Source organism: Sphingobium salicis subsp. salicis (assembly GCF_049472635.1).
GTDB classification, from domain to species: Bacteria; Pseudomonadota; Alphaproteobacteria; order Sphingomonadales; family Sphingomonadaceae; genus Sphingobium; species Sphingobium yanoikuyae_A.
In genome coordinates this window covers 2,545,567-2,570,703 of the sequence record NZ_JAYRCS010000001.1, presented here as the reverse complement: position 1 = coordinate 2,570,703, position 25,137 = coordinate 2,545,567, and the positions used below count along the sequence as shown (strand labels likewise).

The window sequence follows — 25,137 nt, the reverse complement described above, 5'->3', positions numbered from 1 at the left end:
TGTGTTCCGCTAGGGCAAGCCAGTGCGGTCCGTCCGCGACTCCCACGGCGGCGCAAGGGCATATTGCGCAGCAAGAAAGTCGACGAAGGCGGTTATGGCCAGCGGCGGATTGGCCTGTGGCAGTTGCACGGCATAGAGGGCGACGTCGCTCGACCCTTCATGATCGGGCAGGATCTGGCGCACGTCGCCCTGCGCCAGCGCGTCGCTGATGTCCCACAGCGAACGCAGCGCGATGCCGCTGCCCGACAACGCCAGTTCGCGCACGACTTCGCTGCTGTTGGTGCGGATATGGCTGTGACCGTCGATCGCGACCGGCCCCTTGGGACCGATCAGGCGCCAGGGCAACTGGCCATCGGCGGCGAGCAGGCGGTGCTGCTTGAGGTCGGCGATGCGGCGCGGCGTGCCGAAGCGGTCGAGATAGGCGGGTGCGGCGCACAGGATGCGCCGATTGGGCGCCAGCCGCCGGGCGGTGAGGCCGGCGCCCGGATCGGCGGCGATGCGGATGGCCAGGTCCGCCCGGCTTTCGATCAGGTCGACATAGTCGTCGGACAGGTCGAGCCGCAGGTCGATGCGCGGATGATCGTCCAGGAAAGGCTGGAGATAGGGGGCAAGATGCATGCGGCCAAAGGAGGTCGGGGCGGTGATTCGCAGCGGGCCGGACGCGATCGCCGAGACGCCCGACACGCGACGTTCGGCTTCGTCGAGAGAGGCGAGGATCGCGCGCAGGTCGCCATGGAGCCGCTCGCCCGCCGGGGTCAGCGCGAGCCGGCGGGTGGTGCGGTGGATCAGCCGGGCGCCCAGCCTGTCCTCCAGCCGGGCCAGCCGCTTGGACATCATCGCGGGCGAGATGTGGAGCCGCCGTCCGGCGGCCGCCAGCCCGCCTTCATCGACGATGCTCACGAACAATTCATGGTCCGGGTCCATCATATTCGTTCACCACAGGAAAGTCTCTATTCGAATAATAGCGTCTACACGGCATAATTGGAAAGGCGTAAAAGGACGGCATAGCAAGGAGTGGATTGCATGACCGACCGCATGACAGAACGCGCCGGCCTGAAGGTTGCCGCAACGCTGGCCGACTTCATCGAGCAGCGCGCGCTGCCGGGCACGGGCATTGATGCCGACGCATTCTGGGCGGGCACTGCCGACATATTGGCGCGTTTCACCCCCGACAATGCGGCGCTGCTGCGCACGCGCGACGACCTGCAGACGCAGATCGATGCTTGGCATCAGGTGCGCCGGGGGCAGGCGCATAATGCGGCCGCCTATCAGGCCTTCCTGCGCGAGATCGGCTATCTGGTCGAGGAACCGGCGCCGTTCGCGATCGCCAGCGAGAATGTCGATACCGAAGTCGCCCGCATGGCCGGGCCGCAACTGGTCGTCCCGATCCTCAACGCCCGTTTCCTGCTGAATGCCGCCAATGCCCGCTGGGGCAGCCTCTATGATGCGCTCTATGGCACCGATGCCATTGCGGGCGCGGCTTCGGGCAAGGGCTATGATGCGGCGCGCGGGGCGCAGGTCATCGCCTGGGCCAAGGCGTTCCTGGACGATGCCGTTCCGCTGGCGACGGGACGCTGGGCCGATCTGGCGGGCGAGGAAATCATCCTGGCCGATCCGGCGCAGTTCGTCGGCACGAGCGCGAAGGGCAGGCTGTTCCGCCATAATGGCCTGCATATCGAGGTCATCTTCGACCCGGCCCACCCGATCGGCGCGACCGATCCGGCCGGCATAGCCGACGTCATCCTGGAATCCGCGCTGACCACCATCTGCGACCTGGAAGATTCGGTCGCGGCGGTCGATGCGGCGGACAAGGTCACCGCCTATGCCAACTGGCTGGGGCTGATGCAGGGCGACCTGACCGAGACGTTCGAGAAGGGCGGGCGGCAGATGACCCGCGCGCTCAATCCCGATCGCGCTTATGTTGCGCCCGATGGCAGCGCCTTCACGCTGCCGGGCCGCAGCCTGTTGTTCGTCCGCAATGTCGGTCATCTGATGACGACGCCGGCGATCGCGCTGCCCGATGGGCAGGACGCGCCCGAGGGGATCATCGACGGCATCGTCACCAGCCTGATCGCGCTGCATGATCTGGCGAAGGCGGATGGCAACAGCCGCGCGGGCAGCGTCTATATCGTCAAGCCCAAGATGCACGGGCCGCAGGAAGCGGCCTTCACCAACCGCCTGTTCGACGCGATCGAGGATATGCTGGGCATGGCGCGCCACACGATCAAGGTCGGTGTCATGGACGAGGAGCGGCGCACATCGGCCAATCTGGCGGCCTGCATCCATGCCGTCCGTGACCGGATCGTCTTCATCAATACCGGCTTCCTCGACCGCACCGGGGACGAGATGCATACGTCGATGCAGGCCGGACCCATGATCCGCAAGGGCGAGATGAAGGCGAGCGACTGGATCACGGCCTATGAGGATCGCAACGTTCAGATCGGCCTCGCCTGTGGCCTGTCGGGCCGGGCGCAAATCGGCAAGGGCATGTGGGCGGCACCCGATCGCATGGCCGACATGCTGGAGCAGAAGATCGGCCATCCGCGGAGTGGCGCCAACACCGCCTGGGTTCCGTCCCCGACGGCGGCGACGCTGCACGCGACCCATTATCATCGCGTTGACGTCTTTGCCCGTCAGGAAGAACGCAAGGCCGAGGACATCGCCTCGCTCGACCGGCTGCTGACCATTCCCGTCGCGGTCGGCCGCAATTTCTCCGAACAAGAGATCGCGCAGGAACTGGACAATAATGCGCAGGGCATATTGGGCTATGTCGTCCGCTGGATCGACCAGGGTGTCGGCTGTTCCAAGGTTCCCGATATCCATGATGTTGGCCTGATGGAGGATCGCGCGACCTTGCGCATTTCCTCACAGCATATGGCCAACTGGCTGCTGCACGGCGTCTGCACCGCGGAACAGGTTGATGCCGCGCTCGTCCGCATGGCGGCCAAGGTCGATGCGCAGAATGAAGCCGATCCGCTCTATCAGCCGATGAGCGGGCGCGAGGGCGAGAGCTTGGCCTTCCAGGCGGCGCGCGCCCTGGTGTTCGAGGGTGTCGCGCAGCCCAATGGCTATACCGAGCCGCTGCTGCACGCCTATCGCGCCCGTGCCAAGGCGGAGGAAGTCCTCGAGATAGCGTAAACTTCGCTGTCACTCTTTCCCATGCTGCGTTAGCCCTGATCGGGTCGCAGCATGGGAGAGGCGCCATGACCATCATCGTCCATCATCTGAACAATAGTCGTTCGCAGCGCATCCTGTGGCTGCTGGAGGAACTGGGCGAGGCTTACGAAGTGCGCCGCTATGAGCGGGACCGCAAGACGATGCGCGCGCCCGCCGCCCTGCGCGCCGTCCATCCGCTCGGCCGGTCGCCGGTGGTGGAGGTGGATGGCCATCGGCTGATCGAGACCGGGGCGATCATGGAATATCTGGTCGCGCGGGCCGATGGTCGCTTCGGCGCGCCGGCCCATGCGGAGGGCGCGATCCGCTGGCGCCAATATCTCCATTATGCCGAAGGATCGATGATGCCGCCGCTGCTGGCCCTGCTGGTGGTCGGCAAGCTGGGCCTGCTCGGCCGGCCGGCACGGCCAACGGTGCAGGGGATGCTGGACGATCATCTCGACTGGCTGGAAAGCGAACTGGCGACCCGTCCCTATTTTGCCGGGCCGGACTTCTCCGCCGCCGACATGATGATGAGCTTCCCGATCGAGGCGTCGCGGGCACGCGGCGGGCTTGACGAATCGCGTCCGCATCTGATCGGGTGGCTGGAGAGAATACAGGCACGGCCCGCCTATCAGGCCGCGCTGCGCACCGGGGGACATTATGCTTACGCCTGATCGCCGCACCTTGCTTCGCTATGCCGCTGCCGGGGTCGCCACTTCGCTGGTCAGCCCGCGCCTGTTCGCGCAGGAAAAGGCAATCGAGGCGCTCCAGTCGATCACGCGCGACGTCACCCCGATCGGCAAGGCCGAGCGCGCCGACCGGCTGGCGCGGGCGCAGAAGATGATGCAGGCACAGGGCATCGACGCGCTGCTGGTCGAGCCGGGCGCGAGCCTCATTTATTATAGCGGCATCCGCTGGTGGCGTTCCGAGCGGCTGACCGCGCTGGTCATCCCGGCCAGCGGTACGCCTCTGGTTGTCTGCCCCTTTTTCGAGAAGCCCTCGATCGACGAATCGCTCGCCATCCCGGCCGAGGTCCGCGTCTGGCAGGAACATGAAAGCCCCTATGCGCCGATCGCCGATTATCTGAAGGCGCGGGGCCTGGCCAAGGGGCGGATCGGCATCGAGGAGACGGTCCGCTATTTCGCGGTCGACGGGCTGAAGGCCGCGCTGCCCGCCGCGACCCTGGTGAAAGACCCGGTGACCCGCGCCATCCGCATGCGCAAGACGGCGGCCGAGGTCGCGCTGATGCAGAAGGCGGCGGATGTCACCATGGGCGCCTATCGCTGGACCTATCCGCAGGTGAAGGCGGGCATGACCCCGGCCGATATCGGCGCGCTGATGACGGCCGCGACCAGCGCGCTGGGCGGGAAGGGCGAGTTCAACCTGATCCTGCTCGGCGAAGCGGCCGCCTATCCGCATGGTTCCGGCAAGCCGCAATCGGTGCGCGCGGGCAAGGTGGTGCTGATGGATTGCGGCTGCACGGTCGAGGATTATCAGTCCGACATCAGCCGCACCTTCGTCTATGGCGCCGCGCCCACCGCCCAGCAGTGCAAGGTGTGGGACGAGGTGGCGCAGGGGCAGCAGGTCGCGATCCGGGCGGCGAAGCTGGGCGTGGCGGCCGGTACGGTCGACGATGCGGTCCGCGCTTATTATGAGAAACTGGGCTACGGCCCCGGCTACAAGCTGCCCGGCTTGTCTCACCGCACCGGCCATGGCATCGGCATGGAGGGGCATGAGCCGGTCAACCTCGTCCATGGCGAGACGACGAAGCTGGACGTCGGCATGTGCTTCTCCAACGAACCGGGCCTCTATCTGCCCGGCACAATGGGCGTGCGCATGGAGGATTGCTTCCACATGACCGCGAACGGGCCGCAATGGTTCTCAACGCCGCCGGTGTCGATCGAGGCGCCGATGGGGTAGGGTAGGTGCATTGGCGAATGCTAGATAGACCAGTGTTCAGAGCCTTTTTTAAAGCGGTTATGGCGGGAACAATCGCCGGAGCGGCTATCCCGGTCATCATGCTGGCGGCTGCCATCGTGGGATCATTTTCCGGCTGGAACGACCTTGCCTCCATGGCTGGAATCGCTCCGCTTGCCATCTTCGTTCCGTTTGTTTTCGTAATTGCATCGTCCCTTGTTGTGGGCGTCCCTGCGACCTTGATCATGCAGCGGTTCGGATGGGAAAGTGAGGACGCATACGCCTATACCGCCGCTATTGCTGGCTTTCTCATACCAGGCAGTATTCTCGTCATTGTCGAGCGCAGCATTGATATATTCTGGAATGCCTTGCCGGCTGGCATATTGGGCTTGCTGAGCGGTGTCGTGACAGGCCGAACTTGGTGGCGTGCTCGTCGGTCGGCGGCTGCCGGCGTCGATCGAGGAGCCGATGGGGTAATTCCTCCCCGTGCCGGGGAGGAATAGACCAAATCCCCCGCTTGTGCGGCGGGCCGCTTCCCACTAAATCGCGCGCATGACCTCGACCAACGACATTCGCCGCAGCTTCCTCGATTATTTCGGGGCCAATGGCCACACCATCGTTCCGTCCGCGCCGCTGGTGCCGCACAACGACCCGACGCTGATGTTCGTGAACGCCGGCATGGTGCCGTTCAAGAATGTCTTCACCGGTCTGGAAACGCGCCCCTACAAGACCGCGACGTCGAGCCAGAAGTCGGTCCGCGCCGGCGGCAAGCATAATGACCTGGACAATGTCGGCTATACCGCGCGCCACCACACCTTCTTTGAAATGCTGGGCAATTTCAGCTTCGGCGACTATTTCAAGGAACAGGCGATCCATCATGCCTGGACCCTGCTGACCAAGGAATGGGGCCTGCCCGCGGAAAAGCTGACGACGACCGTCTACCACACGGACGACGAGGCGTTCGACCTGTGGAAGAAGATCGCGGGCCTGCCCGATCACAAGATCATCCGCATCCCGACCAAGGATAATTTCTGGGCGATGGGCGACAGCGGCCCGTGCGGTCCCTGCTCGGAAATCTTCTACGACCATGGCGACCATATCTGGGGTGGTCCTCCCGGATCGCCGGAAGAGGATGGCGACCGCTTCGTCGAGATCTGGAACCTGGTCTTCATGCAATATGAGCAGGAAGCCAACGAGATCGTTTCGGAACTGCCCAAGCCCTCGATCGACACCGGCATGGGGCTGGAGCGCATCGCGGCGGTGATGCAGGGCGTCCATAACAATTATGACATCGACACGTTCAAGGCGCTGATCGCCGAGAGCGGGGCGCTGACCCGCACCGCGACCGACGGCGAATTCCAGGCCAGCCACCGCGTCATCGCCGACCATCTGCGTTCGACCAGCTTCCTGATTGCCGACGGCGTGCTGCCGGCGAACGAAGGCCGTGGCTATGTGCTGCGCCGGATCATGCGCCGCGCGATGCGTCACGCCCACATCATCGGTGCCAAGGATCCGCTGATGTATCGCCTGGTGTCGAGCCTGGTGTCGGAAATGGGCGGCGCCTATCCCGAACTGGTCCGCGCCCAGCCGCTGATCGAGGAAACGCTGCTGCGCGAGGAAACCCGGTTCCGCAAGACGCTGGAAAACGGCCTCAAGCTGCTGGACGAGGCGACCGCTGATCTGGCCGAGGGCGCGACCCTGCCGGGCGAGACCGCGTTCAAGCTCTATGACACCTATGGCTTCCCCTATGACCTGACCGAGGATGCGCTGCGCACCCAGGGCCTGTCTGTCGACCGCGCCGGATTCGACGCCGCCATGGCCGAGCAGAAGGCCGCGGCGCGCGCCGCCTGGAAGGGATCGGGCGAGAAGGCGTCGGACGAGATATGGTACGACATCGCCGAAACGCTCGGCAGCACCGAGTTCATCGGCTATGCCTCGACCAAGGGCGAGGGCGAAGTGCTGGCCCTCATCAAGGATGGTGCGCGCGTCGATGCGGCGTCGGCCGGCGACAAGGTGACGATCATCACCAACCAGACGCCCTTCTATGGCGAGAGCGGCGGCCAGAATGGCGACGCCGGCACGATCACCACGCTGGGCGGCCTGGTGGCCGAGGTGGCCGACACGTCCAAGCCGCTCGGCCGCCTGCATGCGCATCAGGCGGTGATCAGCGCGGGCAGCGTCAAGGTCGGCGACACCGTCAACCTGACGGTGGATGTCGAGCGTCGCGATCGCATTCGCGCCAACCACAGCGCCACCCACCTGCTCCATGCCGCGCTGCGCAAGGAACTGGGCGGCCATGTCACCCAGAAGGGCAGCATGGTCGCGGCCGACCGCCTGCGCTTCGACTTCTCGCATCCCGAGGCGCTGACCCAGGCGCAGATCGCCAAGGTCGAGGCCGATGTGAACGCGCAGATCCGTCATAATGACGAGGTCATGACCCGGCTGATGACCCCGGACGACGCGATTGCCGCCGGCGCGATGGCGCTGTTCGGCGAGAAATATGGCGATGAAGTCCGCGTCCTCTCGATGGGTAAGGGCGACGACCATAGCTATTCGGTCGAACTGTGCGGCGGCACCCATGTCCGCGCGCTGGGCGACATTGCTCTGTTCAAGATCGTGTCGGAAAGCGCCGTATCCTCGGGCGTGCGCCGGATCGAGGCGCTGACCGGCGAGGCGGCGCGCCTGTGGCTGGTCGAGCGCGACGAGAAGCTGCGCCAGACGGCAGCGGCGCTCAAGACCACGCCGGAAGAGGTGCCCGCGCGCATCGCCGCGCTGGTCGAGCAGAGCCGCAAGCTGGAGCGGGAACTGGCCGAGGCCAGGAAGGCATTGGCGCTGGGCGGTGGCGGTTCGGCCAAGCCGGCCGGTCCCGAGAAGGTCGGCAGCGTCGACTTTCTGGGCCAGGTGATCGACGGCCTCGACCCCAAGGAACTGCGTGGCATTGTCGACGGCAACAAGAAGACGCTCGGCAGCGGCGTGTCCGCCGTGCTGGCCGTGGTCGATGGCCGCGCGACCATTGCGGTGGGCGTGACCGACGACCTGACCGGCAGCTTCAGCGCGGTCGATCTGGTCCGTGCGGGCGTCGAGGCGCTGGGCGGCAAGGGCGGCGGCGGCCGTGCCGACATGGCCCAGGGCGGCGGCCCCGATGGCGACAAGGCGCAGGCCGCGATCGACGCGGTCAAGGCCGCACTCGCCAGCGTTCCGGCCTGACGCGATGGGAAGGCGCACCGCTGGTGCGCCTTCCGTCCCTATGCTGCGCCTGATCCTTGCATCCTGTCTGCTCGCCCTGCCGATGACGGCGCGGGCGGGCGAGGCGGTGACCATCACCTCGCCCGCGCCGTTGCCGGCCGCGCATGATCGCGCGCGCCTGTTCCTGGGCGGCAGCATCGACATGGGCAAGGCGACCGACTGGCAGCGCGACATGATCGCGGCGCTGGCCGACGAGAAGGTGACGATCCTGAACCCGCGCCGGGCCGACTGGAACCCGGCCTGGAAGCCCGAAGCCAGCGAGCCGCATTTCCGCCAGCAGGTGGAGTGGGAACTGGCCGCGCTCGACAGTGCCGACATCATCATCCTCTATCTGGCGCCGGGCACGCAGAGCCCGGTCAGCCTGCTGGAAATGGGCCTGCATGCGCGCGGCGGAAAGTTGATCGTGCTGTGCCCCGACGGCTTCTGGCGCAAGGGCAATGTCGACATCACCGCGACCCGCTATGGCGTGGAACAGGTGTCGACGATCGAGGAACTGACGCGCGTGGTGCGGCGACGCATAGGCGCGGTCAACAAGGCGCTGCCCGCAGCAGATTGACCCGACCCTGCACGGCTGACAAGTTGCGATGCAGGGGGATATATGGCCAGCATTGCAAGCACATCGTCGCAGCCCAAGGGGATTGCGCCCGACCGTTATGAACGCGTCCTGGCGGTGGCGTCCGTCATCCTGCTCGCCGTGGTGCTGACCGCGATCGGGCGGGGGCATGGGCAGTGGGTGCAGGTGCCTGGCCTTGTCTGGTTCCATCTGCTGACGATCCTGGTCGCGCTGGCGCTGACGCCTGTGATGCTGTTGCGGCGGCGTGGCGACGGGCGCCATCGCTGGCTGGGCTGGGTGTGGAGCGGCGCGCTGTTCCTGACCGCACTCGACAGTTTCCTGCTGCACGGGCCGGGCAGCCGGTTCAGCATCATCCATATCCTGTCGATCTTCACCCTGATCCAGGTGCCGATCATCGTGCTGTCTGCGCGGCGCCATGACCTCAAGCGCCACCGTCGGTCAGTGCGCGGCATGGTGACGGGCGCGCTGCTGATCGCCGGCTTCTTCACTTTCCCGTTCGACCGCATGCTGGGCCACTGGTTGTTTGGCTGAGCCGGGCTTATGAGGTCCGAATGGATCTGACAGCTTTGATCGACGATATCGTGGCCGCCATGGCCAAAGAGACGGAGCGGGGCACGGTCGCCAGCTATATCCCCGAACTGGCGAAGGTGGATGCCGGCCAGTTCGGGATCGCCATCGCCACCGCCGACGGGCGGCTGCTGACCGGCGGCGACGCTGACACCGGCTTTTCGATCCAGTCCATTTCCAAGGTGTTCGCGCTGACGCTGGCGCTGGGCAAGGTCGGCGACCAGCTGTGGGACCGGGTCGGGCGTGAGCCGTCGGGCAATGCCTTCAACTCCATCGTCCAGCTGGAGCAGGAACATGGCATCCCGCGCAATCCCTTCATCAATGCCGGGGCGATCGTGGTGGCCGACGTCAATCTGGGCGGGCATCAGCCGCGCGTGGCGATCGGCGAGATGCTGCGCTTCGTCCGCTATCTGGCCGGCGACGACGCGATCCGCATCAATGAGGAGGTTGCCGCGTCGGAAACGGCGACCGGCTATCGCAACATGGCGCTCGCCAATTATATGCGCGCCTTCAACAATGTCCGTCATCCGGTCGATCTGGTGCTGGGCAGCTATTTCCATCAATGCGCGATCGAGATGAGCTGCCGGCAACTGGCGCTGGCGGGCCGTTACCTGATGCTCGACGGACGCCATCCCGAGGGCGGACGGGTCGTGTCGCCCAGCCGGGCGCGGCGCATCAATGCGCTGATGCTGACCTGCGGCCATTATGATGCGTCGGGCGATTTTGCGTTTCGGGTCGGCATTCCCGGCAAGTCGGGCGTGGGCGGCGGCATATTGGCGATTGTGCCCGGCCGCGCGGCGATCGCGGTCTGGTCGCCGGGCCTCAACACCAGCGGCAACAGCGCGCTGGGCACCAAGGCGCTGGAGATGCTGGCGCGGCGGACCGGCTGGTCGGTATTCAGCCCGCCCGAAGTGCATCAGGGCTGACGCGGCGACGCGACAGTCGAAGTTCACAGTGTCGTCAGCACGCATTTGGGCCATTTGCACCGGAAACGCGCCTGCCACGCGCCACCGACGCGACAGCGACGTAACAATCGGGTCACGGCCACGCGCCTTCGACGCGACAGTGAAGCGACAGCCAGGCGACAGCGACGCAACAGTCACTGCCGATCAGCCGCGATGTGGTGAGTGCGTTCCATCGGCAAGGATAGAACAGAGACAGGCGAAATAGGAAAGCCCTAGCGCCTCAGGGTACTTCGTCCTGACGCAGGCGGCGCAGGCGGGGGGCGGACTGGAGCTGGGCGGCTTCCTTGATGCCGACGCGCAGATCCTCGCGCGCCTGATGGATCGAGGCGATCACCGGTCCCATGGCGACGCCGAGGTCGACCAGCGCGGTTTCGGCCAGTTGCAGCGAGCTTTCGAGCGTTTCGGGCACGGCGTCGCTGGCGCCGGCCTTGTAGAGCTGGGCGGCGTGATCGGCGTCGCGGGCGCGGGCGATGATCGGCAGGTCCGGCACCCAGCCACGCACCCGCTTGGTGACGCGCACCGACAGGACCGGATCGTCCATCGTCAGGATGAGCGCGCGGGCATGGCCGAGGCGCAGGCGATCGAGCATTTCCGCACGCGCGACGTCACCGAAAAGGATCGGATAGCCCAGGCGCCGGGCCTCGGCGACGACATCGGGATCGGATTCGACGACGATGAAGCGCTGGCCATGGGTCTTGAGCAGGTCGCAGACCATCTGGCCGACCCGGCCGAAACCGATGACGACGGCGGCCGCCTCGGTCTGGTCCGGTTCGGTCTCGACCCGTTCCTCGCCAATGGCATTTTCCAGCCGCTGGGCGATGTCATGGCCAAAGCGCGCGAGCAGCGGCGTGATGGTGAGGCCGATGGCGGTGACGATCTGCCAGAAGGCGGCGGTGGAGGGCAGGATCAGCTTGGCCGCGGCGGCCGCCGACAGCACGATCAGCGTGGTTTCCGACGGGCTGGACATCAGCACGCCGACTTCCAGCGCGACGCCCTTGCGCACGCCCGAGAAATAGAGAAGCAGGCCGGTCACCAATGTCTTGGCGACGACGACGCCCAGCACGGCGAGCAGCAGGCTGGGCCAGTTGGCGAGGATGACGCGCAGGTCCAGGCTCATGCCCACGGTGATGAGGAAGACGCCGAGCGCGAGGCCCTTGAACGGCGCGGTCATCACCTCGACCTCGCCATGATAGTCGGTCTCTGCGATGAGCAGGCCCGCGAGCAGGGCACCGACGATCGGCGACAGGCCAGCGATGGAGGTGGCAAGGCTGGAGAGGATGACGACCAGCAGGCTGGCGGCGAGGAAGACTTCCGGGCTCTTGGTGCGCGCTGCCTGGCGGAAGATATGGGGCAGGAAGATGCGGCCGAAGACCAGCATCACCGCGATGGTGAGGCCGCCCTTGAGCAGGGTGGTCGCCAGTTCGTTCCATGCCGCGTCCGGGCTGGTCGCAACCGACGGCGCCAAGGCGCCGAGCATGAAGATGATTGGCACCAGCGCCAGATCCTCGAACAGCAGCATCGAGAAGGCGGAGCGGCCGACCGCGCTCTGGGTGCCGACCATCGGCAGCACCACGGCGGTGGAGGACAGGGCAAGGGCAAGGCCGAGGCCGATCGCGCCGGCGGTCGGCTGCCCCAGCAGATAGAGGCCCATGGCAATGAGCGCGGCGCTGCCCAGCAATTCGGTCGCGCCGACGCCGAACACCTGCGCGCGCATGCTCCACAATCGCCGGAAGCTCAGTTCCAGCCCGATGGAGAAGAGCAATAATATGACGCCCAGTTCGGCAAATGGCTCAATCGCCGCCCGGTTGGAGATGGTGACATGATAGAGCCAGGGATATTGGCCGACCAGCGAGCCAAGTCCTGCCGGACCGACGGCAAGTCCCACCAGGATGAAACCGATGACGGGACTGATGCGGAAGCGGGCGAAACCGGGAATGACCAAGCCCGCTGCGCCCAGGATGACGAGGGAGTCGCTGAAGCTTTGCGGATTGATTGCATCGGTCATGAGGCATCATTGCGGGTGACGCACGGAAATGCCAGCCTTTTGCCAAAAGAATTCCGGGCAAATCGCCAGCGCAGGCGGGCGCGGTGCGATGTGACATTTGCGTTACCGGCCTGTAATTTTCCGGACATCCCGACGCAAAACCGGCGGCGCTAGAAGGGCGGTCGGATTTGCTATGGACGAATGGTGATGGGAATGATGGCTGCGCCGCTGCAAGATGCGCCGATCAGTGCCGGGGATATCCTGATCTGGGCAAGGGTCGAACAGGCCCTGGCCGGCAAGAATGCGGCCCTTGCGGCGCAGATCAATGCCCGCGCATGCGGCCGCAGCATGAGCCCCACCGCCGATGTCGAGATTGCGTCCGAACTGGCGCGGATGGAGGAGGGACAACTGGTCAGGCTGTGGCTGGGCGCCGACGATCCCGAACATCCGACCCGCCGGGAAATGCTGGCGCTCGATCGCCTGGCGCTGATCAGCGCCGATTTCTGACTGTCGAGAAAAGCCGCCTGGTGCGGACGATGGGACTTGAACCCATATTCCCAGGGGGAGGCGGATTTTAAGTCCGCTGCGTCTACCGATTTCGCCACGTCCGCGCTGCGCCTTCCCCTGAAGGCTCAGGCGCGGCAGGTCAAGGGGCTGATCAGTCGGCGGCCTTGCCGTTCAGCCGTTCGCGCATTTCCTTGCCCGGCTTGAAATAGGGCACGCGCTTGGCCGAGACCGGCACCTGTTCGCCGGTGCGGGGATTGCGGCCGGTGCGGGCATCGCGGGCGCGGGTGGTGAAGGCGCCGAAGCCGCGCAGTTCGACCCGGCCGCCGCTCGACAGGCGATCGACAATCTCGCGGAAGAAAAGATCGACGATCCTTTCCACTTCCTGCAGGCTGAGGCCCGGATTTTCTTCGCCGAGTTTCTGGATCAGTTCAGAACGGATCATAGTTCCTCCAGCACCCCTAATTTCCCCTGCCGACATTTATAAACAATTGGAAAGCTGTTGACAATCGGGGAGCAACGAAATCGTTTCGATAGGGCAAGGAAGTGGCGGAAGGGCATGAAAAAGCCCGCCGGAACCTGGGTTCCGGCGGGCTTTTCTTTGCCTATTGGCAGGAAGGAAGGGATTAGCCTTCGTTCTTGGCCTTGAGCGCTTCGCCCAGGATGTCGCCCAGCGACGCGCCGCTGTCCGACGAGCCATACTGTGCAACAGCCTGCTTTTCTTCGGCAATCTGCATCGCCTTGACCGAGAAGGTCGGCTTCTTGGCGCGGTCGAAACCGGTCACCATGGCGTCGAACTTCTGACCGATCTGGAAGCGTTCCGAACGCTGTTCGTCGCGGTCGCGGCCCAGGTCGCTGCGCTTGATGAAGCCGGTGGCGCCATCTTCGCCAGCCTGGACTTCCAGGCCGCCGTCGCGAACTTCCAGAACGGTCACGGTGACGATCGCGTTCTTGTTCAGGCCAGCAGCAGCGGCGGTGGTGCCGCCGGCGGCCGGACCGCCACGCTCAAGCTGCTTCATGCCGAGGCTGATGCGCTCCTTCTCGACGTCGATGTCGAGAACGACGGCCTGAACCGTCTCGCCCTTGCGGTGCAGCGCCAGCGCGTCTTCGCCCGAGATGCCCCAGGCGATGTCCGACATGTGGACCATGCCGTCGACGTCGCCGTCCAGGCCGATGAACAGGCCGAATTCGGTCGCGTTCTTGACTTCGCCTTCGACGGTCGAGCCGATCGGGTGACGTTCTGCGAACGAATCCCACGGGTTCGACTGGGCCTGCTTGAGGCCGAGCGAGATGCGGCGCTTCTCGGGATCGACTTCGAGAACGATGACTTCCACTTCCTGGCTCGTCGAAACGATCTTGCCGGGGTGGACGTTCTTCTTGGTCCAGGACATTTCCGAAACATGGACCAGGCCTTCGATGCCCGGCTCCAGTTCGACGAACGCACCATATTCGGTGATGTTCGTGACGCGGCCCGACAGCTTTGCACCGACCGGGTACTTGGCGGCGGCGCCTTCCCACGGATCATTTTCCAGCTGCTTCATGCCGAGGCTGATGCGCTGGGTTTCGCGGTTGATGCGGATGATCTGGACACGGACGGTGTCGCCGATGTTGATCATCTCGTTCGGGTGGTTGATGCGCTTGTACGACAGGTCGGTGACGTGCAGCAGGCCATCGATACCGCCCAGGTCAACGAACGCACCATAGTCGGTGATGTTCTTGACGACGCCTTCGATAATCTGGCCTTCGGCCAGGGTCTGGATCAGGCCCGAGCGCTGTTCGGCGCGGGTTTCTTCCAGGATGGCGCGACGCGACACGACGATGTTGCCACGACGGCGATCCATCTTGAGGATCTGGAAGGGCTGCGGGATGTCCATGAGCGGGGTGACGTCGCGAACCGGGCGGATGTCGACCTGCGAGCCGGGCAGGAAGGCGACGGCGCCGTCGAGGTCGACGGTGAAGCCACCCTTGACGCGGCCGAAGATGACGCCTTCGACGCGGGCGCTTTCGGTGAACTCGGCTTCGAGCTTGTCCCAGGCGGCTTCGCGGCGAGCGCGGTCGCGCGACAGCATGGCTTCGCCATGGGCGTTTTCGACGCGGTCGACATAGACTTCGACTTCGTCGCCGACCTTGAGGTCAGCCTTCTGGCCGGGAGCGGCGAATTCGCGCAGCGGCACGCGGCCTTCCGACTTCAGGCCGACGTCGATCAGCGCCATGTCGTTTTCGATGCCGGTGACGGTGCCCTTTACGACGCGGCCTTCAAAGCCGCCGTCTTCGCCACCGAGAGAATCATTGAGAAGCGCGGCGAAATCGTCGCGCGAGGGGAATGCCGTAGAGGCCATGGTTGGTCCTTCACTCATCATTGCTGGCCAATCGGTTGTGTCCGATGGTCTTTGGCCAAACCACGCATGCGGCCGAATACCGCCTGCGTATCCAAGGGGTTGGGCGTTGGAACGCCAAGCCTGGAAAAGCGAAAAGGGCGCCCGGAATTTCCGCGCGCCTTATCGGGTCACACGCTTACGGGCGACCTTCAAGCTGGGCGTCCACAAGCGCGATGGCCCGCTGGACGGCGGCGTCTATAGTCAAATTGCTGGTATCTAGCAAGTCGGCGCCGTCGGCCACCTTGAGCGGGGCATGGTCGCGGCTCATGTCGCGGGTGTCGCGGGCCTGGATGTCGGCGATCAGGCTGTCCATGTCGGGCGCGCCGCCATGGGCCTGGGCGTCCTTGAAGCGGCGTTCGGCGCGGACATGGACGCTGGCGGTGACGAAGATCTTGGCATCGGCGTCCGGCGCGATGACGGTGCCGATGTCGCGCCCGTCGAGGATGGCGCCGCCTGGCTGGGTGGCGAAGTCGCGTTGGCGCTGGACCAGTGCGTCGCGCACGCTCTGATGCACCGACACGCGCGAGGCGAGGCTGCCGACCGCTTCGCTGCGCAGCGCCGGATCGGCCAGGATGACGTCGTCAAAGGCGCAGGCGGCCAGCGCGTCGGCCTGATGATCCGGGTCGCCGCCATTTTTCAGCACGGACAGGCCGACCGCGCGATAGAGCAGGCCGGTGTCGAGCACCGGCAGGCCATAATGGCGTCCCAGCGCCTTGGCGATCGTGCCCTTGCCCGATGCGGCGGGCCCATCGACGGCGATGATCATGCGATGGCTCCCAGCGTCTGGAGCAGGGTGGTGAAGGTCGGGAAGCTGGTCGCGACCGGGCGCATGTCGTCGATGGTGACGCCATCGCGCGAAACCAGGCCGGCGACCGCGAAGCTCATGGCGATGCGGTGGTCGAGCCTGGTGGCGATCGGGCCGCCGCCGGGCAGGGGTTGACCGCCGCTGCCGTCGATGATGATGCCGTCCTCCAGTTCCTCGACCGTGACGCCGATCGCACGCAGGCCGGTGGCCATGGTGGCGATGCGGTCCGATTCCTTGACGCGCAGTTCGTCGAGGCCGCGGAAGATGCTGCGGCCATGCGCAAAGGCTGCCGCGACGAAGGCGACGGGATATTCGTCGATCATGCTGGGCGCGCGGGCGGGGTCGGGCTCGACGCCGTTCAGGGCAGAGGCGGTGACGACCAGGTCGCCGACCGGCTCGCCGCCGACTTCGCGGGCGTTGATGATCTCGATCGATCCGCCCATTTCGCGCAGCAGGTCGATGAGGCCGGCGCGGGTGGCGTTGAGGCCGACATTGGCGATCGTCACCTGCGATCCTGGCACCAGCAGCGCCGCGACCATCGGGAAGGCGGCCGACGAGGGGTCGCCGGGCACGACGATATTCTGCGGCTTGAGCTCGGCCTCGCCCTTGAGCGTGATGATGCGGGTGCCGTCGGCCTGGACCTCGACCTCAAGGTCGGCGCCGAAGCCCCTGAGCATGCGCTCGCTATGGTCGCGGGTCGGGATCGGCTCGACCACGCGGGTAATGCCGGGCGTGTTGAGGCCGGCGAGCAGGATCGCCGACTTCACCTGGGCCGAGGCGACCGGCAGGGTGTAGTCGAGCGGCACGGCCGGGCAGGCGCCGGTCATGGTCAGCGGCAGGCGATCACCGGGGCTGGTGGTGAAGCTGGCGCCGACGCGGGAGAGCGGTTCGGTGACGCGCGCCATCGGGCGCTTGCTGAGGGACGCGTCGCCGACGAAGGTGGCGGTGATGCCATGGCTGGCGACCAGACCCATCAGCAGGCGGGTCGAGGTGCCGCTATTGCCCATGTCGAGCGCCGTTTCGGGCTGCAGAAGGCCGCCGACGCCGACGCCATGAATGTGCCAGATGCCGTCATCGTCACGGCTGAAGTCTGCGCCCATGGCGCGCCCACCGCCGCCATCGGCGGCGGATACTTTGGTAATTTTCGCGCCCATGGCGCGAAGGGCGGCCGCGGTGGCCAGCACATCCTCGCCCTCCAGCAGGCCTTCGACCCGGCTTTCGCCCACGGCCAGGGCGGACAGTATCAGTGAACGGTGGGAAATGCTCTTGTCGCCCGGAACCGCGACGCTGCCGGACAGGGCAGGGGCGGCGGTGAAGGTCATCGGGCTGGGTTGGTCATTATGGCTGGTCACGGGGTATCCATCATCTTGGAACCGAAAAAATGCGCCCGGCTTTTGACAGCGCGGTTTCGCTATGGCAAGGCGCCCGACGTTTCGTGGCCGACTTCCGTCGTGCCGCGTGATTTCTGTTTGAGCATCGAAGAAGGAACAGGCCGGACATGGTGAAGGCTGAATGGGGCACGAAGCGGACCTGCCCGAAATGTGCGACTCGCTTCTATGACCTGGGCAAGGATGACCCGGTGACCTGCATCAACTGCGGCGCCGCCTGGGAGCCCGAACCGGTGCTGAAGTCGAAGCAGCCGCTGCCCTATGAAGAGGCCGCGCCCAAGAAGGTCGTGGAAACGGCCGATGGCGAGCTGGAGACGGCGGACGATGATCTGGACATCGATCTGGACGTCGATGATGACGGCGATTCGCCGGATAATGACGTCGATCTGGGCGGCGATGACGACCTGGGCGTCGATGCCGGCAATGATGACGGCGACGACGACAATTAAGTGAAAATTCTGCTTGCCAACGGGATCGCCTGATCCTAGAGGCAGCGACCTCCGAGGCGCCGGACCCAACGGCGCCTCAAGATGGTACGGGGCCTTAGCTCAGCTGGGAGAGCGCCTGCATGGCATGCAGGAGGTCAGCGGTTCGATCCCGCTAGGCTCCACCAATTTTTTCGGCCGACGGCTTGTGCCGGACATGGTTTGATCCATTCGGGACGCGGTTCGCGCCGTATCAGGATGGGGCCTTAGCTCAGCTGGGAGAGCGCCTGCATGGCATGCAGGAGGTCAGCGGTTCGATCCCGCTAGGCTCCACCAATTTTTTCGGCCGACGGCTTGTGCCGGACATGGTCTGATCCATCGGGACGCGGTTCGCGCCGTATCAGGATGGGGCCTTAGCTCAGCTGGGAGAGCGCCTGCATGGCATGCAGGAGGTCAGCGGTTCGATCCCGCTAGGCTCCACCATTTTTCTTCATTGTTAGAAGGCGGCAAGCATATTCCATTTCGCCCCAGCGAGTTGCGAATGTTTCCGATATTTCGAGCCAATGCCCGGATTTGCCCTGTCCGTGGTTCTTGCCCATGCAAGAGCATTGGCACTCGTGGCCTTTGGCGTCCCAGCACATCTGAGAGCATTTCTCTTGCTCTCTAAAAGGCTGAATTACATATAATTTGCCATATTCCTGTAGAAGTTGCTTGAGTAGTTCGTTGAACCACGATGCGGGCACTTCCCAATACCGCCGTTTGTAATCGCTCTCAGGAATTGAATGACGACCGGCGCGTATCCAATTTCTCGTCAGGGCGACATGGGCATAGCTGTTCCAATTGCATGGCAGGCGTAGGCGCGGCCTGCCTTCCTCTCGCCTGAGAAAAACTGGAATCTCTTTCTGATTCCAAATTGCTTTCAATCTCGTGGGGTCGGTCATTCATGCACATTACGCCAGCGATACAAAACTATCCATCACCCGCTTGCGGCCGGCGGTTTCGAAGTCGATTTCCAGCTTGTTGCCTTCGATCGCGGCGATCGTGCCATAGCCGAATTTCTGGTGGAAGACGCGCTGGCCGACGGACACATCGTCGCGGCCCTTGTTGCCGAGCGACACGGCCGAGGTGCGGGCTTCGACGATTCGCACGGGCTCGCGGCTGAACTGGCCGCTGGTCTGGGCGCGCTGCCAGCCCGGCCCCCGCGACGAGCCGCGCGCGACATTGGCGAAGGGATCGTCCCGTTCCGACCAGTTGGCGCGCCAGAGCGAGGCGCCGCCGGACATGCTGCTTTCCTCATCCACATGTTCGGGCGGCAATTCGCCGACGAAGCGGGAGGGGATGGAACTGGTCCACTGGCCATAGATGCGGCGGTTGGCGGCGTGGAGGATGGTGCAGCGCTTGCGCGCGCGGGTGATCGCCACATAGGCGAGGCGCCGTTCCTCCTCCAGACTGTTGAGCCCGCCTTCGTCCAGCGCGCGCTGCGAGGGGAAGATGCCTTCCTCCCAGCCGGCGAGGAAGACATTGTCGAATTCCAGGCCCTTGGCGGCGTGGATGGTCATGATGGTGAGCTTCTGCTCGTCCTGCTGCGCCTCATTGTCCATGACCAGGCTGACATGTTCGAGGAAGGCGCCCAGCGTCTCATATTCCTCCATCGCGCGGGTGAGTTCACTCAGGTTTTCGAGGCGCCCGGCGCTCTCGGTCGAGCGTTCGGCCTGGAGCGTGGCGGTATAGCCGCTTTCGTCCAGGATCTGGCGCGCCAGTTCGGCATGGGGCAGTTGTGCGGCGCGATCGCGCCAGCGGGCGAGATCGCCGATGAAGGCGCCGAGCGAACGGCGCGCCTGGGGTGTCAGTTCGTCGGTGTCGAGGATGCGGGCGGCGGCGAGGGCTAGGGGAATGCCCTCCGCGCGCGCCAGCCGGTGCAGCTTCTCGACCGCCTTGTCGCCCAGGCCGCGCTTCGGCACGTTGACGATCCGCTCGAACGCCAGGTCGTCGGCCGGCTGGTTGACGAGGCGCAGATAGGCGAGCGCGTCGCGGATTTCGGCGCGCTCATAGAAGCGGAAGCCGCCGACGATGCGATAGGGCAGGCCGATCTGGATGAAACGGTCTTCGAATTCGCGGGTCTGGTGCTGGGCACGGACGAGGATCGCGACCTCATCCAGCGAGCCGCCGGCGCGGGCGATCGCCTCGATCTCGTCGCCGACGCGGCGGGCTTCCTCCGGCCCGTCCCACACGCCGAGCACGCGCACCTTTTCGCCGACGTCGACGTCGGTCCACAATGTCTTGCCCAGGCGGTTGCCATTTTCCGCGATCACCCCGGATGCGGCGCCCAGGATATGCGGGGTGGAGCGGTAATTCTGTTCCAGGCGGACGATCACGGCGCCCGGAAAATCCTTTTCAAACCGCAGGATATTGGCGACTTCTGCGCCACGCCATGAATAGATGGACTGGTCATCGTCGCCGACGCAGCAGATATTCTTGCGGGTCTGGGCGAGCAGTCGCAGCCAGAGATACTGGCTGGAGTTGGTGTCCTGATATTCGTCCACCATGATATATTTGAAGCGTTGCTGATATTGCTCCAGCACATCGCGGTGACGCTTCAAGATGGTGAGAGAATGTAGCAACAAGTCGCCGAAATCGCAGGCATTTACCTCGCGAAGGCGGGCCTGATAGGCGGCATAGAGCTTTTGCCCCTTGCCATGGGCATAGCCCTCCGCCTCGCCGGCACCGACTTCCTCCGGGGTGAGGCCCTTGTTCTTCCACTGGTCGATCAGGCCGGCGAGTTGGCGCGCGGGCCAGCGCTTCTCGTCAATCCCCTCCGCCTGGATCAGCTGCTTCATCAGGCGCAGCTGATCGTCGGTGTCGAGGATGGTGAAATTGGACTGGAGGTCCACCAGTTCGGCATGGCGGCGCAGCATCTTGGCGGCGATCGCGTGGAAGGTGCCGAGCCAGGGCATGCCCTCGACCGCCGGGCCGATCATCCGGCCGACGCGCTCGCGCATCTCCCGTGCCGCCTTGTTGGTGAAGGTCACGGCCAGGATTTCCGAGGGCCAGGCGCGCTGGGTCGCGACCAGATGGGCGAGGCGGGCGGTGAGCGCTGCGGTCTTGCCCGTGCCCGCGCCGGCCAGCACCAGCACCGGTCCCTCCGTGGTCAGTACAGCCTGACGCTGCGGTTCGTTGAGGCCCTTCAGATAGGGCGGGTCATTGGGAGAGGGGGCAGGCACGGTCATGGGCGATCAACTAGGGATGGGCGGTTGCGGGGGCAAGGGCGGATGGCCTTGCAGCGGGACGCAATCTATGAGAACAAAAGGGGAATCACGCAAGATGCGAATGGAGCAAGATGATGGTGACGGGGCGGTGCCAGTGCGGGGCGATCCATTATGCGGCGGAGGGCGAGCCGGTTTACAGCGCGCTGTGCCATTGCAGCGATTGCCGGATGAGTGCGGGCGCGCCGATGGTCGGCTGGGCGCTGTTCCCGCATGACAAGGTGACGATAGAGGGCGATCCGGTCACCTATCAGTCGTCGGACAATGCGACCCGCCATTTCTGCGGCATTTGTGGCACCGGGTTGTTCTACACCAACCCGACGGTCTTTCCCGGCATGATCGACATCCAGAGCGCGACGCTGGACGATCAGACGGTCTTTCCGCCGGCGGTGCATGTCCAATATGCCGAGGCGGCGCCGTGGATGGCGGCGGCGCATGACCTGCCCCGGTTCGATCGATACCCGTCGGACTGAGCGTGCGGCCGGCGTCAGCGGCGGCACGGTTCGTCGCTGACGCGGAACAGGGAGGCGGGGCGGCCGGTTTCTCCCTTGCTCGGGGCAAGGAGTAGAAGGACCAACCCGATGAAGATCATCATGATCGCCGGCTTTGCTGCCCTGTCGATGGCGGCGCTGCCCGGTCAGGCCGGGGCGCAGGCGATGTCGCCGCCGGCCCAGAACCAGGATCCCAATGCGGCCCAGCCGACCGGCGCGGTGCCGGCCGAGACGGGCATGGTGCCGGCGCCGGCGGACGTGCCGCGCGATCCGGCTGCGCCTGTGGGCACGGCGGCCAATCCTGTGACGGTGGGCGGCAACATGACGCCGCCGCCGACCGAGGCGAAGGCCTATCCGGTCTGCGGCAAGGGCGTGCAGGACGGTTGCGTCAATCCGGGCGAGGCGAAGAAGAGGATGCGCAGGCCGGGCTGAGATCCGGATTGAGGTCGGCGGCGGCAGGGGCGGGCAGGGCGGCGATGAGCGCCGCGAGGCCAGTCCGGTCGCGCGCCGCGTCGGCCAGGCTGTAGCCATCCAGCACCGTCAGGAAGGCGCCGAGCGCCTGCGCCAATATGCCTGACAAGCCGCAGGCCGGACGGATCGCGCAGGACGCGCAATCAGCCATCGCCATGTCCGGCTCGCTATGGCGCACGACCGCGCCGATGCGGATATCGACAGGATCGGCGGCGAGGGCGAAGCCGCCGCCCCGACCGCGCTGGGTGCGGATGAAGCCGCCCTGGCCCAGACCATGCACCACCTTCATCAGATGATTGCGCGACAGGCCATAGGCATCGGCAATTTCCGGGATCGTCGCCCGTCCGCCCGGTACGGCGGCGAGATGGATCAGCACGCGCAGCGCATAATCGGTGTGGCGGGTCAATTGCATCGCGCCCTCCTATCCTGCGGGCAGAGCGTCATAAACATATATTCAATTTACATCTTAAAAGATGCATATTAAATGAACCTTATCGAGTCCCCCGATAAGGAGCCTGTCATGCGCGAAAATCTGTCCCCCGAAACCATCGCCATCGTGAAGGCGACCGGCCCGGCGCTGCGGCGTCATGGCGTCGAGATCACCACCCGCATGTATGCGCGGCTGTTCGAGGATGCGTCGATCAAGGACATGTTCGATCAGGCGGCGCAGGCCAGCGGCGAGCAGCCGCGCCGGCTCGCGGCGGCGATCCTGGGCTTTGCCGAGAATGTCGACAAGTTGCAGGCGCTGGACGGCGCGATTGCGCGCATGGTGCAGCGCCATGTCGATACCGGGGTGCAGCCGGACCATTATCCCAAGGTGGCGGCCGCGTTGCTGCCCGCGATCCGCGAGGTACTGGGCGAAGCGGTGGCGACCGACGAAGTGCTGGCCGCCTGGGCGGAAGCTTATACTTTCCTGGCCAATATCCTGATCGGCAAGGAACAGGCGGCCTACGCGGAGACCGCCTGATATTCCGCCTGAGCGTTACGCGGCGGGCGCGTTGTCCTCTGCGCGGAGCAGGGTGAGGCGCGCCTTGCCGACGTCGCGCACGGCGTCGACGATGAAGCCCTTGACCGCGACATCCTCGCGCCGGTCGGTTTCGATGCTGATCCAGGTCGCCGGGCTGGTCCAGCCCAGGCGCGCCAGCTTGTCGAGTGCGACCTGGCCCGCGCCGGTATCATAGGGCGGGTCCATGAAGATGAGGTCGAGCGGCGTCTTTGTCGGGCCGAGCGAGAGCACGCTGGTCTGGCGGATGTCCGGACGCAGGCCGAGCTTGTCGCCATTGGCGCGGATCGCGTCGATCGCCGCCTTGTCCTGCTCGACGAACAGGCAGGAGCCGGCGCCGCGCGACAGGGCTTCAAAGCCCAGCGCGCCCGAGCCGGCGAAGAAATCGCCCACGGCCAGTCCTTCGAACGATCCCAAGCGGCTCGCCAGCATCGAGAAGAGTGTCTCGCGGGTGCGGTCGCCGGTGGGACGGGTGGCGTCGCCCTTGGGCGCGACCAGCGGACGGCCGCGCCATTGACCCGAGATAATCCTCATTTCTGTGCTTTCTTCAGGCTGCTGCGGAAGGCGACCAGGTCATGCTGGCGCACTTCCTCGACCGCGCCGCCGGCCAGTTCACCCAGTTCGAACGGGCCGTAGCTGGTGCGGATCAGGCGATTGACCTTGAGTTCGAAATGTTCGAGCACGCGGCGCACTTCGCGGTTCTTGCCCTCGGTCAGGGTCATTTCGATCCACTGGTTGCGGCCGGTGCGCCGTTCCAGATTGGCCTCGATCGGACCATATTGGATGCCGTCAATCTCGATGCCGTCGAACAGATCCTCCAGCTGCTGCTGACTGACCTCGCCAAAGGCGCGGGCGCGATAGGTGCGCGGCACGCCGGTCGCGGGCAATTCCATCTCGCGCTTGAACTCGCCATCGGTGGTGAGTAGCAACAGCCCCTCGGTATTCATGTCGAGCCGGCCGATCGGCATCAGCCGCGGCAGGTCGTCGGGCAGGATGTCGTAAATGGTCGGCCGTCCGGCGGGGTCGCGCTCGGTGGTGAGGAAGCCGGTCGGCTTGTGGAACAGGAACAGGCGCGCGGGGGCGGGCGCGGCGACCGGATCACCGTCGACGGTGACGCCATGGAGCGAGGTGAGCAGCGTCGCGGGGGTGTCGATCGTGACGCCGTCCCTGGCGATACGGCCTTCCTCGATCATCCGCTCGATCTCGCGGCGCGAGGCGATGCCGGCGCGGGCGAGCAGCTTGGCGATGCGCTGGGGTTCGCCCTTGCCGCTGGTTTCCGCGGCGGCGCGGGCCGGGTGCGGGTTGGCGACATGGGGGGGCGCCGGCTTCTTGCTGCCGGGGCGGCGCGGCGGATAGGATGTGCCGCCCATACGACCTTCAGTGCGACCTTCGGGACGCGGGCGGGCCGGGCGGTCACCGAAAGCGGGACGGGCGGCACGCTCGCCAAAGGGCGCGCGGGCGGGGCGATCAGCGGCGGCGCGCTCGGGGCGCTGGCCTTCGGCCGGGCGACCGCTGCGGACGGGGCGTTCTGCGCGATCCGGCTGGGCGGCGCGATCGGGGCGGCCACGGGCCGGACGTTCGCTGCGTTCACCGCGCGCTTCGCCGAAGCGATTGCCACGGGCCTCGCCGGGGCCATTGCGATCGGGGCGCTCGCCACGCGGGGAGGGGCGTTCCGAACGGCCTTCGCTCCGGCTGTCAAAACGACCTTCGTTGCGACTATCCGACCGGGCGTTGGATCGGGCCGGGCCACGGCCAGTGCCGCGATCGGCGCCGCCACGCGATCCGGGGCCGGAGGGACGCTTGGGACCGCCCGGACCTGACCGGCGCGGCGGACCAGATTTTTTTGGCGGTTCCACTTGATGCATTCCTTTTCGTGACGGGTGGCCATCCCCATATCAGGGCGGCATGTGCAATATGATGAACGGTGCCATAGCGCCGTCCATGTGAACGGCAAAGCCCCGGCCGGGCGCAACCCGGCGCCGGGGCGCGGCGTTGGTCGG

At 65.6% G+C, this 25,137-nt stretch carries 24 protein-coding genes and 4 tRNA genes; 16 read left to right on the top strand and 12 right to left on the bottom strand.

Translation table 11 applies throughout. From position 1 onward, the window contains the following. Nucleotides 1-9: 9 nt before the first annotated feature. The gene (locus VHN57_RS12485) at nucleotides 10-927 is read right to left on the bottom strand and encodes a LysR family transcriptional regulator (protein WP_161730387.1); all 918 of its coding nucleotides are present in this window, start codon (nucleotides 925-927) and stop codon (nucleotides 10-12) included. 96 nt (nucleotides 928-1,023) lie between these two features. On the opposite strand from VHN57_RS12485, the gene VHN57_RS12480 reads away from it, so the two are divergent. The 8 genes from VHN57_RS12480 (at nucleotide 1,024) to VHN57_RS12445 (ending at nucleotide 10,386) form a co-directional block, all read left to right on the top strand. Next, complete coding sequence (locus tag VHN57_RS12480; protein ID WP_423284025.1) at nucleotides 1,024-3,138, top strand: malate synthase G; 2,115 nt, start codon at nucleotides 1,024-1,026, stop codon at nucleotides 3,136-3,138. Between the two features lie 65 nt (nucleotides 3,139-3,203). Next, nucleotides 3,204-3,830 (top strand): glutathione S-transferase family protein, encoded by a 627-nt coding sequence (locus tag VHN57_RS12475; RefSeq protein ID WP_278986051.1) that lies wholly within the window; start codon nucleotides 3,204-3,206, stop codon nucleotides 3,828-3,830. Then, nucleotides 3,817-5,076: a M24 family metallopeptidase gene (locus VHN57_RS12470; RefSeq protein WP_278986049.1), complete on the top strand. Its 1,260-nt coding sequence runs from the start codon at nucleotides 3,817-3,819 to the stop codon at nucleotides 5,074-5,076. Before VHN57_RS12475 ends, VHN57_RS12470 begins: the two co-directional genes overlap by 14 nt. A 32-nt stretch (nucleotides 5,077-5,108) precedes the next feature. Further along, nucleotides 5,109-5,576, top strand: coding sequence for a hypothetical protein (locus tag VHN57_RS12465; RefSeq protein ID WP_423284022.1), 468 nt, complete (start codon nucleotides 5,109-5,111; stop codon nucleotides 5,574-5,576). Nucleotides 5,577-5,625: 49 nt separating this feature from the next. Beyond that, entirely contained in the window at nucleotides 5,626-8,280 is a 2,655-nt protein-coding gene (gene alaS / locus VHN57_RS12460) for an alanine--tRNA ligase (RefSeq protein WP_278986048.1), read from the top strand. A gap of 40 nt (nucleotides 8,281-8,320) precedes the next feature. Next, nucleotides 8,321-8,875, top strand: a complete 555-nt coding sequence (locus VHN57_RS12455) for a nucleoside 2-deoxyribosyltransferase domain-containing protein (RefSeq protein WP_278986046.1) — start codon at nucleotides 8,321-8,323, stop codon at nucleotides 8,873-8,875. 42 nt (nucleotides 8,876-8,917) lie between these two features. Further along, on the top strand, nucleotides 8,918-9,424 hold the full coding sequence (locus tag VHN57_RS12450) for a DUF2306 domain-containing protein (protein ID WP_278986045.1): 507 nt from the start codon (nucleotides 8,918-8,920) through the stop codon (nucleotides 9,422-9,424). A gap of 20 nt (nucleotides 9,425-9,444) precedes the next feature. Next, nucleotides 9,445-10,386: a glutaminase gene (locus VHN57_RS12445; protein WP_423284020.1), complete on the top strand. Its 942-nt coding sequence runs from the start codon at nucleotides 9,445-9,447 to the stop codon at nucleotides 10,384-10,386. 259 nt (nucleotides 10,387-10,645) lie between these two features. Here VHN57_RS12445 and VHN57_RS12440 read toward each other — a convergent pair whose 3' ends face one another. Further along, complete coding sequence (locus VHN57_RS12440; protein WP_004207677.1) at nucleotides 10,646-12,430, bottom strand: cation:proton antiporter domain-containing protein; 1,785 nt, start codon at nucleotides 12,428-12,430, stop codon at nucleotides 10,646-10,648. Between the two features lie 186 nt (nucleotides 12,431-12,616). Between VHN57_RS12440 and VHN57_RS12435 the strand changes: the two genes are divergently transcribed. Then, entirely contained in the window at nucleotides 12,617-12,916 is a 300-nt protein-coding gene (locus VHN57_RS12435; RefSeq protein ID WP_099233156.1) for a hypothetical protein, read from the top strand. Between the two features lie 18 nt (nucleotides 12,917-12,934). On the opposite strand, the gene VHN57_RS12430 is transcribed toward VHN57_RS12435, so the two are convergent. The 5 genes from VHN57_RS12430 to aroA form a co-directional block, all read right to left on the bottom strand. Next, nucleotides 12,935-13,020 (bottom strand) — tRNA-Leu (locus tag VHN57_RS12430). Nucleotides 13,021-13,067: 47 nt separating this feature from the next. After that, complete coding sequence (locus VHN57_RS12425) at nucleotides 13,068-13,358, bottom strand: integration host factor subunit beta (protein ID WP_004207675.1); 291 nt, start codon at nucleotides 13,356-13,358, stop codon at nucleotides 13,068-13,070. A 181-nt stretch (nucleotides 13,359-13,539) separates the two neighbouring features. Next, complete coding sequence (gene rpsA, locus VHN57_RS12420; protein WP_004207674.1) at nucleotides 13,540-15,252, bottom strand: 30S ribosomal protein S1; 1,713 nt, start codon at nucleotides 15,250-15,252, stop codon at nucleotides 13,540-13,542. Nucleotides 15,253-15,427: 175 nt separating this feature from the next. Next, entirely contained in the window at nucleotides 15,428-16,057 is a 630-nt protein-coding gene (locus VHN57_RS12415) for a (d)CMP kinase (RefSeq protein ID WP_278986042.1), read from the bottom strand. Continuing rightward, a complete protein-coding gene (aroA, locus tag VHN57_RS12410) occupies nucleotides 16,054-17,418 on the bottom strand; it encodes a 3-phosphoshikimate 1-carboxyvinyltransferase (RefSeq protein WP_423286024.1) in 1,365 nt (454 codons plus the stop codon). The genes VHN57_RS12415 and aroA overlap by 4 nt, the downstream gene beginning before the upstream one ends. A 176-nt stretch (nucleotides 17,419-17,594) precedes the next feature. Here aroA and VHN57_RS12405 point away from each other — a divergent pair, with 176 nt between their 5' ends. The 4 genes from VHN57_RS12405 (at nucleotide 17,595) to VHN57_RS12390 (ending at nucleotide 18,392) form a co-directional block, all read left to right on the top strand. Then, nucleotides 17,595-17,933 (top strand): TIGR02300 family protein, encoded by a 339-nt coding sequence (locus VHN57_RS12405; protein ID WP_004207671.1) that lies wholly within the window; start codon nucleotides 17,595-17,597, stop codon nucleotides 17,931-17,933. A gap of 88 nt (nucleotides 17,934-18,021) precedes the next feature. After that, nucleotides 18,022-18,097: transfer RNA gene (locus tag VHN57_RS12400), tRNA-Ala, on the top strand. Between the two features lie 72 nt (nucleotides 18,098-18,169). Further along, nucleotides 18,170-18,245, top strand: a tRNA-Ala gene (locus VHN57_RS12395). A gap of 71 nt (nucleotides 18,246-18,316) precedes the next feature. Continuing rightward, nucleotides 18,317-18,392 (top strand) — tRNA-Ala (locus tag VHN57_RS12390). Here VHN57_RS12390 and VHN57_RS12385 read toward each other — a convergent pair. Both VHN57_RS12385 and VHN57_RS12380 read right to left on the bottom strand, forming a co-directional pair. Continuing rightward, nucleotides 18,380-18,850 carry a hypothetical protein gene (locus VHN57_RS12385; RefSeq protein WP_278988574.1) on the bottom strand — a complete coding sequence of 157 codons (471 nt, stop codon included), beginning with the start codon at nucleotides 18,848-18,850 and terminating at the stop codon, nucleotides 18,380-18,382. The two genes, VHN57_RS12390 and VHN57_RS12385, sit on opposite strands and share 13 nt — an antisense overlap. A gap of 9 nt (nucleotides 18,851-18,859) precedes the next feature. Continuing rightward, complete coding sequence (locus VHN57_RS12380) at nucleotides 18,860-21,136, bottom strand: ATP-dependent helicase (RefSeq protein ID WP_423284015.1); 2,277 nt, start codon at nucleotides 21,134-21,136, stop codon at nucleotides 18,860-18,862. 113 nt (nucleotides 21,137-21,249) lie between these two features. On the opposite strand from VHN57_RS12380, the gene VHN57_RS12375 reads away from it, so the two are divergent. Further along, nucleotides 21,250-21,645 (top strand): GFA family protein, encoded by a 396-nt coding sequence (locus VHN57_RS12375; protein WP_314716333.1) that lies wholly within the window; start codon nucleotides 21,250-21,252, stop codon nucleotides 21,643-21,645. 108 nt (nucleotides 21,646-21,753) lie between these two features. Next, the gene (locus VHN57_RS12370) at nucleotides 21,754-22,095 is read left to right on the top strand and encodes a hypothetical protein (RefSeq protein WP_010336087.1); all 342 of its coding nucleotides are present in this window, start codon (nucleotides 21,754-21,756) and stop codon (nucleotides 22,093-22,095) included. Here VHN57_RS12370 and VHN57_RS12365 read toward each other — a convergent pair. Next, the gene (locus tag VHN57_RS12365) at nucleotides 22,052-22,546 is read right to left on the bottom strand and encodes an Rrf2 family transcriptional regulator (RefSeq protein ID WP_423284013.1); all 495 of its coding nucleotides are present in this window, start codon (nucleotides 22,544-22,546) and stop codon (nucleotides 22,052-22,054) included. The two genes, VHN57_RS12370 and VHN57_RS12365, sit on opposite strands and share 44 nt — an antisense overlap. Nucleotides 22,547-22,654: 108 nt before the next feature. Between VHN57_RS12365 and VHN57_RS12360 the strand changes: the two genes are divergently transcribed. Further along, a complete protein-coding gene (locus tag VHN57_RS12360) occupies nucleotides 22,655-23,101 on the top strand; it encodes a globin domain-containing protein (RefSeq protein ID WP_278987371.1) in 447 nt (148 codons plus the stop codon). A gap of 15 nt (nucleotides 23,102-23,116) precedes the next feature. Here the strand turns inward: VHN57_RS12360 and rsmD are convergent, their stop codons facing one another. Both rsmD and VHN57_RS12350 read right to left on the bottom strand, forming a co-directional pair. Next, nucleotides 23,117-23,671 carry a 16S rRNA (guanine(966)-N(2))-methyltransferase RsmD gene (rsmD, locus tag VHN57_RS12355; RefSeq protein WP_037521740.1) on the bottom strand — a complete coding sequence of 185 codons (555 nt, stop codon included), beginning with the start codon at nucleotides 23,669-23,671 and terminating at the stop codon, nucleotides 23,117-23,119. Beyond that, on the bottom strand, nucleotides 23,668-24,993 hold the full coding sequence (locus VHN57_RS12350) for a pseudouridine synthase (protein ID WP_278987372.1): 1,326 nt from the start codon (nucleotides 24,991-24,993) through the stop codon (nucleotides 23,668-23,670). The genes rsmD and VHN57_RS12350 overlap by 4 nt, the downstream gene beginning before the upstream one ends. Nucleotides 24,994-25,137 lie beyond the last annotated feature (144 nt).